Annotated in this window: 8 protein-coding genes and 1 other annotated feature; of the genes, 3 read left to right on the top strand and 5 right to left on the bottom strand. The window is 36.7% G+C overall.

Features of this window, described 5'->3' with window-relative positions; genetic code table 11:
* Positions 1-100 precede the first annotated feature (100 nt).
* Entirely contained in the window at positions 101-430 is a 330-nt protein-coding gene (locus RRY75_RS10000; RefSeq protein ID WP_332716571.1) for an HDIG domain-containing metalloprotein, read from the bottom strand.
* Between the two features lie 5 nt (positions 431-435).
* A complete protein-coding gene (locus RRY75_RS09995) occupies positions 436-1,074 on the bottom strand; it encodes a hypothetical protein (protein WP_332494171.1) in 639 nt (212 codons plus the stop codon).
* A gap of 287 nt (positions 1,075-1,361) precedes the next feature.
* On the opposite strand from RRY75_RS09995, the gene RRY75_RS09990 reads away from it, so the two are divergent.
* Together RRY75_RS09990 and ileS are read left to right on the top strand one after the other, a co-directional pair.
* Positions 1,362-1,514 carry a hypothetical protein gene (locus RRY75_RS09990; protein ID WP_332494169.1) on the top strand — a complete coding sequence of 51 codons (153 nt, stop codon included), beginning with the start codon at positions 1,362-1,364 and terminating at the stop codon, positions 1,512-1,514.
* A 53-nt stretch (positions 1,515-1,567) separates the two neighbouring features.
* Positions 1,568-1,800 (top strand) — a binding site (T-box leader).
* A 186-nt stretch (positions 1,801-1,986) separates the two neighbouring features.
* On the top strand, positions 1,987-5,106 hold the full coding sequence (ileS, locus tag RRY75_RS09985) for an isoleucine--tRNA ligase (RefSeq protein WP_332494167.1): 3,120 nt from the start codon (positions 1,987-1,989) through the stop codon (positions 5,104-5,106).
* Positions 5,107-5,277: 171 nt separating this feature from the next.
* Here the strand turns inward: ileS and RRY75_RS09980 are convergent, their stop codons facing one another.
* Both RRY75_RS09980 and RRY75_RS09975 read right to left on the bottom strand, forming a co-directional pair.
* Positions 5,278-6,207: a magnesium transporter CorA family protein gene (locus RRY75_RS09980; protein WP_332494165.1), complete on the bottom strand. Its 930-nt coding sequence runs from the start codon at positions 6,205-6,207 to the stop codon at positions 5,278-5,280.
* A gap of 330 nt (positions 6,208-6,537) precedes the next feature.
* On the bottom strand, positions 6,538-6,693 hold the full coding sequence (locus RRY75_RS09975) for a hypothetical protein (protein ID WP_332494164.1): 156 nt from the start codon (positions 6,691-6,693) through the stop codon (positions 6,538-6,540).
* Positions 6,694-6,866: 173 nt separating this feature from the next.
* On the opposite strand from RRY75_RS09975, the gene RRY75_RS09970 reads away from it, so the two are divergent.
* Positions 6,867-7,583 carry a hypothetical protein gene (locus RRY75_RS09970; protein ID WP_332494162.1) on the top strand — a complete coding sequence of 239 codons (717 nt, stop codon included), beginning with the start codon at positions 6,867-6,869 and terminating at the stop codon, positions 7,581-7,583.
* Between the two features lie 241 nt (positions 7,584-7,824).
* Here the strand turns inward: RRY75_RS09970 and RRY75_RS09965 are convergent.
* Positions 7,825-9,891 (bottom strand): heavy metal translocating P-type ATPase (locus tag RRY75_RS09965; protein WP_332716565.1); only part of this gene is annotated, 2,067 nt, incomplete at its 5' end.

Genomic DNA, 9,891 nt, shown 5'->3' with positions numbered 1-9,891 from the left:
CAAAGGGTCTCAAAAAAAAGATAACACTAAAAGTGCTATCTCAATTTATTGATTATCTATTTGCGGAATCCAATGCTCTTTTATTAATTTCATGTTATGCTCATTTGTTTGCGTTAAGCCCAAACTCTATAAGTAAGTTATGATACCTTTCAACTTCCCATTCAGCCACTTCAAAATCATTGTTGTAAAAGCAGTGATCCATCACATCAGCATCTTTCAATAATTCATCATCATTATATGCGTTCATTGCTTTTAAAATTGTTTCAGCTTTCTTAGCTCCCTCTATTGCATGGTTATGGCTACTTCCATCTGCCATATAACCGATATCGTGTAACATTCCACAAGTCGCTGCAATTTCGCTATTTAGATTTCTCTTTTTTGCTAACAATGAACAAAATTTTGAAACACCATATAGGCAGGAAGCATACATCCAGCCTAAAGGCTGCGTAGACTTACCTCATCCACTTGTTTCGTTGCTAATCCTTTACTTTGTTTCTTAATTGCTTTAACAAAAGTTTCATCGTCAAAAACAAGGCTTCCAAACACGCGGTCTCCATGTGGTTCTGCTGTCATCATATCCTCACCCATCTTAATGTTGTAAGACAGTGCTTTAGGGCAAAATAGTAGCACTGTTTCTATCTTATCAATAGTAGATTGATCTTTTAATTTAGCCTCTACTTCTTTCTTTTCTTTAGCTAAGTCAAATGGGATATTCAAACATAACTCTTTTGGACCGCTAGGGGTGCCACCAAAACCTGCCATACGATTATATGTATACTTTTTCCAAAGGGTTGCACTTTCAAAGGTAAAAGAGGTCAACACCTTATATACACTACATATCTTAACAATATATAAACTATCTCCTACAATGAGATGAAAATCAGAATGTTCTCCATCGGTCTTGCCCCATAACCATTTAGAGGATTGAGGTAAAAGCTTGATATGCTTATTCTTTCGGCATAATGACTTGAGTGAACTGCCTAACAACAAGCGTGTAACTAAATTATTAAGTGCTGGTGCCACAAATATAAAAACTAAAATACCTGCAATGATTGTTAAAATTATACTTTTCATAGATTCCCCTCACTTTGTATTTTTATTTAGTATATCATTTTTAGAATTTTACTACTATATTAAAGATAAATATTTATATATTGTAATTATTTATTTATTTCAAAATAACTTATTAATATTATTCGCTTATACTCTACAAACTTTTAAACTTATCCCTAAAAGCGATTTGAACAAATACCTCTAACTTTCTTTGCTTCAATCTTTTATATACTCCAATCCCCTAGCTATGCATCTCTAAATGGTATACAATAAAAATATCAAATCTATAGAATGAAGAGTACTCAATTATGTCTACACAAATGGAACGTATGAAACAACTTATCGAAGCAAAAAAGAATAAGAACAACCAAAACAATCAAGTTAAACGCCCTGAAGGTGGTTCTGTCACTACACGTAAAGGTTTCAATAATAAGAAAACTGGTGGTGCATTCGACAAATAATCTTTACAAACTTCTTATTACCTTTTATAATAGGGATAAATTTATTTATAATTTGAAACACTATGAAAAGGAAAAGTAGTATTTTTAAGGCGTTCAAGCGAGTGGGGATGGTGTGAGCCCATACGATAGAAAATATGAACAATCACCTTGGAGTGGCAGACCGAACTTCTAAGTAGGCTCTGACGGCATCCTCCCGTTAACTCAAGGAAAGGTATAACGAGTGGCCTAAAAGGCAAATCAGGTGGTACCGCGGAAGATGGATACTTAATGCCCTTTCGTCCTGTGTATAAACGTGGACGGATGGGCTTTTTTATATGCTCATAATTCTCCACGTCGTTCCTAGCATGCATACATTATTTATAACTGTATTGTTGCTATCTTATATTATAGCTTTAAAATTTTTATTAACTAAACACTTCTAAAGGTGTCTTAAGTATAGACATCAGCAGCAGAATCCAAGGAGGCATATACTATGTACAAAAAAGTTGATACCAACCTCAACTTCGTTGAGCGTGAACTTGAAGTACTCAAGTTCTGGCAAGAAAACAACGTATTTGAAGAATCAATCAAATCTAGAGAAGATGGCCCAGTTTTCACATTCTACGACGGCCCTCCAACAGCAAATGGTAAACCACACATTGGTCATATCTTAACTCGCGTTATCAAAGATCTTATTCCACGTTACCGTACAATGAAGGGCTACAAAGTGCTTCGTAAAGCAGGATGGGATACACACGGTCTTCCTGTTGAACTTGAAGTTGAAAAACTTCTTGGCATCAGTGGTAAACCACAAATTGAAAACTACGGTGTAGAAGATTTCATTACTAAATGTAAAGAAAGTGTTTGGAAATACCAAAGTGAATGGGAAAAAATGACTAGCCGTGTTGGTTACTGGGTAGACATGGAAAATCCATATGTTACTTACCACAATAACTACATCGAATCTGTATGGTGGTCACTTCGCCAAATCTGGGACAAAGAACTAATCTACAAAGGTCACAAAATTGTTCCTTACTGCCCAAGATGTGGAACATCTCTTTCATCTCACGAAGTAGCTCAAGGCTACAAAGATATAAAAGATGCTACAGCTATTGCTAAGTTCAAAGTGGTTGATACTGACAACACTTACTTCCTTGCTTGGACAACAACACCTTGGACACTTCCATCAAATGTTGCACTTTGTGTAAACCCAGATGAAACATATGTAAAAGCTAATGTAGAAGGTACATTCTACATCTTAGCAGAAGCACTTGTTGCAAGTGTACTATCAGAAGATGCTACAGTAGTAGAAACATACAAAGGTTCTGACCTTTGTGGTATGTCTTATGAACCACTCTTCGACTTTGCTAAACCAAACAAAAAAGCTTACTTTGTTGTAGCAGATAACTACGTTACGATGTCAGATGGTACAGGTATCGTACACATCGCACCTGCATTTGGTGAAGATGATGCAAGAATCGGTCGTGAAAATGACCTTCCATTCGTACAACTTGTTAACGAACAAGGTTACTTCACACCAGAAGTAACTGAGTGGCAAGATATCTTTGTAAAAGATGCTGACCCAGCTATCCTTAAATGGTTAGAAGCAAACGGCAAACTCTTCAAAGCTGCACCTTATGAACATAGTTACCCACACTGCTGGAGATGTGATACACCTCTTCTTTACTATGCACGTGACACATGGTTCATCTCTATGTCAAAAGTACGTGAAGCTTTAGTTAAAAACAACAACACAGTGAACTGGTTACCACCATCAATTGGTGAAGGCCGTTTCGGCAACTTCCTTGAAGGCGTTATTGACTGGGGTCTATCACGTTCACGTTACTGGGGTACTCCACTTCCAATTTGGGAATGTGAATGTGGTCACAAACACCTTATCGGTAGCATCGAAGAGCTTAAATCTATGAGCCCTGACTGCCCAGAAGACATTGAACTTCACAAACCATACATTGACAACGTACACCTTAACTGTCCACAATGTAACAAACAAATGACACGTGTATCAGACGTTATTGACTGTTGGTACGATAGTGGATCTATGCCATTTGCACAACTTCACTACCCATTTGAAAACAAAGAAGTGTTTGAAGCAAACTACCCTGCTGACTTCATCTCTGAAGCAGTTGACCAAACGCGTGGTTGGTTCTACACACTTATGGCTATTTCAACACTTATCTTTGATAAGGCACCATACAAAAATGTTATCGTTTTAGGCCACGTATGTGATAAAGATGGTCTTAAAATGAGTAAACATAAAGGAAACGTAGTGGATCCTTGGACAGTACTTGACGGTCAAGGGGCTGACGCTGTACGTTGGTACTTCTACTCAGCAAGTGCACCATACCTTCCAAGTCGTTTCGGTCCAGAAAACGTAAGCGAAGCTCAAAGAAAATTCATGGGTACATTCTGGAACACTTATGCGTTCTACGTACTTTATGCAAATATCGATGGTTTCAACCCAACTCAATATGAGTTAGACTATGATTCGCTGAACATGATGGATAAATGGGTACTTTCTAAACTTAATACTTTAGTTAAAGAAGTAGATAACCACTTAGAAAACTACCGCATCTTTGAAGCATCTCGCGAAATGCAAGACTTCATTGATGATGTATCTAACTGGTACGTACGTCGTAGCCGTGAAAGATTCTGGCAAAGTGATATGCCACAAGATAAAGTGAATGCATACATGACACTTTACACTGTTCTTACAACACTTGCTAAAGTATCTGCACCATTTGTACCTTTCATGACAGAAGAAATGTACCAAAACTTAGTTCGTACAAATGATACTAATGCACCAGAAAGTATTCACCTTTGTGATTTCCCTGCTGCAAACGAAGCCATGATCAACAAAGAACTTGAAAAACACATGGAAGACGTTCTTCAAATTGTAGTACTTGGTCGTGCATGTCGTAACGAATCTAACATCAAAAACCGTCAACCAATCGGTACCATGAGAATCGGTGCAACAGAAGTACTTCCTGCTGCATACAACGAAATCATTGCTGAAGAGTTAAACGTTAAGAGTGTTGTCTTCACAGAAGATGCAAGTGAATTCATTTCATACACATTCAAACCACAAATGCGTACACTTGGACCAAAATACGGTCAACTTCTTAACCCTATCAGAACTGCTCTTACAGAACTTGATGGTACAAAAGCTATGGCAGAACTTAACGAAACAGGTACACTCAAACTTGACATCAACGGCCAAGTAGTCGAGCTTACAAAAGAAGATGTGCTTATTGCTACAGCTCAAAAAGAAGGTTTCGTAGCACAAAGTGAAGGTGGTTTCACAGTTGTACTTGATACTTTACTTTCAGAAGAACTTATTGAAGAAGGATTTGTACGTGAGTTAATCTCTAAAATCCAAACTATGAGAAAAGAAGCTGACTTCGAAGTTCAAGACCACATTTTAGTAGCCTACACAGGTAACGCTAAAATTGCTGAAATCATGACAAGAAATAACGGCGAAGTTGCATCTGAAGTGCTTGCAAATGAAGTATCAGAAGGTACACTTGCTGATGGTTATACAAAAGAATGGAAAGTTAATGGCGAAACTGTAACACTTTCTGTACAACGTGCTTAATACAGACAAAAATGTATATTACATTTATTAAATAGTAAAAAGGCTATGAAACGAGTTTAAACTTCTAGTTTCATAGCCTTTTCTTATGAAATTATTTCTACAATATCTTTAATCAAGTTATAACTTTCTATAACATGGCTCTTAATAATTTCACATTCTTCCTTGACTAGTTTAAAACATTTTTTTTCTAAGCATGATAATAACACCTAAAATAATAAGCACAAAGGACCCAGCTAAAATATACAAATAGCCATAAGGGTTACTCATTAAAGGTAGCGGTACGTTCATTCCAAACAAGCTGAATATCATAGTTGGAATAGATAAAACGATTGTAAGAGATGTAAGCGTTTTCATTACAATATTTAAGTTATTAGAGATAACAGAGGCAAATGCATCTCTCGTTTCGCTCAAAATACTACTATAAATATTTGCCATTTCCATAGCTTGTTTATTTTCAATAATAAGGTCTTCAAGTAGATCCTTATCTTCTGGATACTGCTTAATTTTCTCCATACGCATCATCTTCTCAAATACTATTTCATTAGCTCTTAATGAGGTGGTAAAGTAAACCAAACTTTTTTCTAACTCTAAAAGCTGTACAAGTTCCTTGTTACGCATAGACTTATTAAGTTCTTGTTCAATTTTGTTACTTGCCTTATCAATATAACGTAAATATTGTAGATAGTAAGATGCATTCTTATAAAGTAATTGTAAAATAAACCTTGTCTTCTTAAAGGTATAAAAAGTCTTAATTTTTCCTGTGATAAAATCTTGTACTAGATCTACTCTTCTTAGACAAATAGTCATCATGAATTGCTCACTAATTACAATTTCCATAGGTATAGTTGCATATTCATGAATCCCCTCTTCATCCTTAACAGGAACGTCTACGATAATCACCGTATAATTAGCTTCTGTGTTAATGTGGGCACGTTCTTCTTCATCAAGACCTGCTCGTAAATCTTCTGGTGCAATTCCAAAAGTTTTTGAAAGATAGTCGATTTCTTCTAAAGTTGGGTTTTCTACATTGATCCAAGTCCCAATTTCAAAAGATTGCATGAGTTCTAGTCGGTCATTTTGAGTTTTATACATACTAATCATTTTTTCACATCCTTCGTCCTCTCATTAGACAAAAGACCTGAAAAAAAGATGAGTTCACTTTGTTCTAACAAAAAGAAGTTATTTTAATATTCGATTGTATATTTTTCCACCTGGCGCTACTCGGTCCAAGGTCCATTTTCAAAGTCACTCTCCTTAGTATTTTGATTTACACAAAAAATATAACTCTCGTCAGTTAAAGTGTAGAGGATAGTCTGGCGTTCGTCAAGAAATTAAAACATCTTCCTTATTTAAAAAATATAAAAGGGCATGCCGACCAGCATACCCTTTTATCCTTTATTATAACTTTGATTCCCACATCAATATGTTATATTAATAAATTTTTCCTGCCTTTTTATTACCGGTCTTAGCCTTACCTTCAATTTCTGGTACGGGCTCTACGTCATTTTTAGGAAAATGAGACTTACTGTTGCTTTCTGTTCCATGTGGTTCATCTATATCAGGTCTTCTCATACCTTTTTTAGCCATCTTTATCCCCCCTTTCTTTGTCTCATTAATCCGTAGTGTTTCTCGTATCTCCTGAATTTATACTTCATATAAATTATTTCATTAAGACAAAGTCAAACGACTTGTCCTTTTCATATACTATAAGTACTCCTATATTAATAACTTTCTTGTTTTTCTAGAAAAGGGGGAACGTCATGAACAAAGAATTTTTTAAATGTCTACTATCTGTTTTATACTTTATAGTTGGCGTTATTGTAACCGTTTATTTTGCTTGTCATTTTGCACCTACTAGTGTTGCCTTTGTACTTACTCTTATTCTTGGATGTTTTCTTATTATAACTGCTTGGTATTCTTTTATTATTCACTACAAAAATCACACCATTATTAAAAACATCAAACAGGGGCAACTTCCCATACTTGCTAAATGGTCTTATACACCTTTAGAATGTACGCTTGTTAAAGATAGGGCTAATGAAAATTATCATATAGACCTGTCTATTATTATCTTGCTGGGTCTCTTGGGGCTTATTATTGCTTTTGGCTTTATCTTTTCATCAATACCTAACCGTTATCTCATCAGTGCTACCCTTATTACTATAAGTGTCCTCATTTGTAGCTTGGTTAGTGTATGCCTATCTATGTACTACAATAGTAAGTTAGAAAAAGAAACCTTTACTATTATCACTGAACAGTATATTTACCACGACGGTGCCCTTTATAGTCTCTACAAATCTTGCTATGCTCTAGAAAACATTGAGATTATATACGGAAAACAAAATTATCTCACCTTCAACTACGGTATCCCTGGCACCCCTTATGACTCTTATCAGAAGTTGATTATTCCTATCCCTTCTAATCAACTTACACTAGCCGAGCAAATCAGATCCCACTACCAAAATCTCATACATTAACCCATCCTTAAGCCCTCTCCTAGGGCTTTTTTTATGTTTATTCCCTTCAAGCCCACCTATTCTTTTCACACAAAAAGCCCCAAGCACTCATCACTTGGGGCCACTCTATCTTTTCCTTCTCAAGTCCTCTCCAGTGCTGGATAGCTGGGGATATGGCGGTAGCTTCCTTGAGAGGTTAATTAGAGTCTCTTATTGTTCTCGAGGAGAAGCGATCGACATAGGCACAGGCAGCCAGCCTCCTCTACTTCATCTTCCCGTGCTTAGGCAATATTCTAATCGCATTTAAAATAGCAATGATAGACACCCCTACATCTGCGAAAACTGCTAACCACATATTTGCAAATCCACAAATACCTAAAATCATTACAAGGAACTTGGTTCCAAGTGCAAAGATAATATTTTGCTTAACAATGAGTTTTGTATATTTAGCAATTTCAATGCCTTTATTAATTTGTTTGAGGTTATCTTGCATCAGTACGATATCACTCGCTTCTACTGCTGCGTCAGAACCAATGCCACCCATAGCAATCCCTACGTCTGCAAGTGCAAGTACAGGTGCATCGTTGATCCCGTCTCCCACGAAAGCTACTTTATTGCCTTCATTAATAAGTTTTTCTACTTGATGTACTTTATCTTGTGGTAAAAGTTCTGCATACACTTGGTCTACACCTACTTGGCTGCCAATGTACTGGGCTACTTCCTTTTTATCACCTGTTAGCATAATTACTTTTTTGATACCTTGTTCTTTCAGTTTAGCAATAGCCTCTTTACTTTCTTCTTTCACAACGTCTGCTACAATGAGGCACCCCCAGTACTCACCGTCTACTGCTATATGGACGCTTGTTCCAAGCATCTTTGGTACTTTGTAAGCAATGTTGTTCATTTCCATGAAACGTTCATTCCCTGCAATAACCTTTTTCCCTTCAAGAGTAGCACTTAATCCGTAACCTGCTTTCTCTGTAAAGTCTGTAAGTTCTTCTTGTGCAAGTTCACTTCTATAGTTCGCAATAGCGCGGGCAATAGGGTGATTGGAATGTCTTTCAAGCTGTACCCCATAACGTACAAACTCCTCTTCCATACCTTTACGTGCTGGGAAGATGCCAATCACCTCAAAACTTCCTTTTGTAATTGTTCCTGTCTTATCCATTACTACTGTATCAATTTGTGTAAGTTTCTCTAAATAGTTGCTTCCTTTGATGAGCACACCACATTTGGATGCCGCACCTATGCCTCCGAAGAAACTAAGTGGAATAGATACAACTAAGGCACATGGACAGGAGATCACTAAGAATACGATACTTGTATAAATCCAGTGATTCCAGTCTCCTGTAACAAGAGAAGGAATGATAGCAATAAGTACTGCTGCAATAACAACTGCTGGTGTATACACTGCTGCAAACTTAGTAATAAACTGTTCTGTTTGTGCTTTTTTACTTGTAGCATTTTCAATTAAATCTAAGATTTTAGACACGGTTGAATCTTGTAAGAGTTGAGTCACTCTTACTTCAATTAATTGGTCTACATTAATACTTCCACTAAGTACTTCTTTACCCTCTTCAAGAAATACAGGTACAGACTCTCCTGTAAGTGCTGAATGGTCTAAGTTACTTTGACCTTTTACAATGACACCATCAAGAGGTACTTTTTCACCTGGTCTAATCGCCATGACCTCACCAATACCCACTTCTGTTGGTGCTACAACAACCCAATTTCCATTACGTTTCACACGTGCGAACTCTGGTTTAATATCCATTAAGCCTTCAATAGCTCTTCTAGATTTTGAAACTGCTTTAGATTGGAAATACTCACCTACTTGGTAGAACAGCATAACAGCTACTGCTTCATTGTACTCTCCAATAACAAACGCTGCTAAAGTGGCAATAGTCATTAAGAAATTTTCGTCAAAAACTTTACCTTTTACAATATTTTTAACTGCTTTGAAAACAATATCATATCCAACTATGATATAGGCTAAAACAGTAAATACCTCAAGCTTACTCACTACCCCAAAGAGTAAAAGACCTAAACCAACTATAATACGCATCATCATAGCATCTTCTGTTTTCAAGTATGCTTTGAATTTTTCTATAGTAGAAGGTTGCACTACTTCCTCAACTTTCACACTACGACGAGCCGCTACCTCTGCTTGATGGTGATGTCCGCCACATCCACATCCTACTTCTTTCCCTTCTTGATGGTGATGTCCGCCACATCCACATCCTACTTCTTTCTCTTCTTGATGGTGATGTCCGCCACATCCACATCCTGCTTCTTTCTCTTCTTGATGGTGATGTCCACCACATCCACA

This window comes from Niameybacter sp. (assembly GCF_036655075.1).
GTDB lineage: Bacteria > Bacillota > Clostridia > Lachnospirales > Cellulosilyticaceae > Holtiella.
This window is presented reverse-complemented; position numbering and strand designations above follow the sequence as displayed.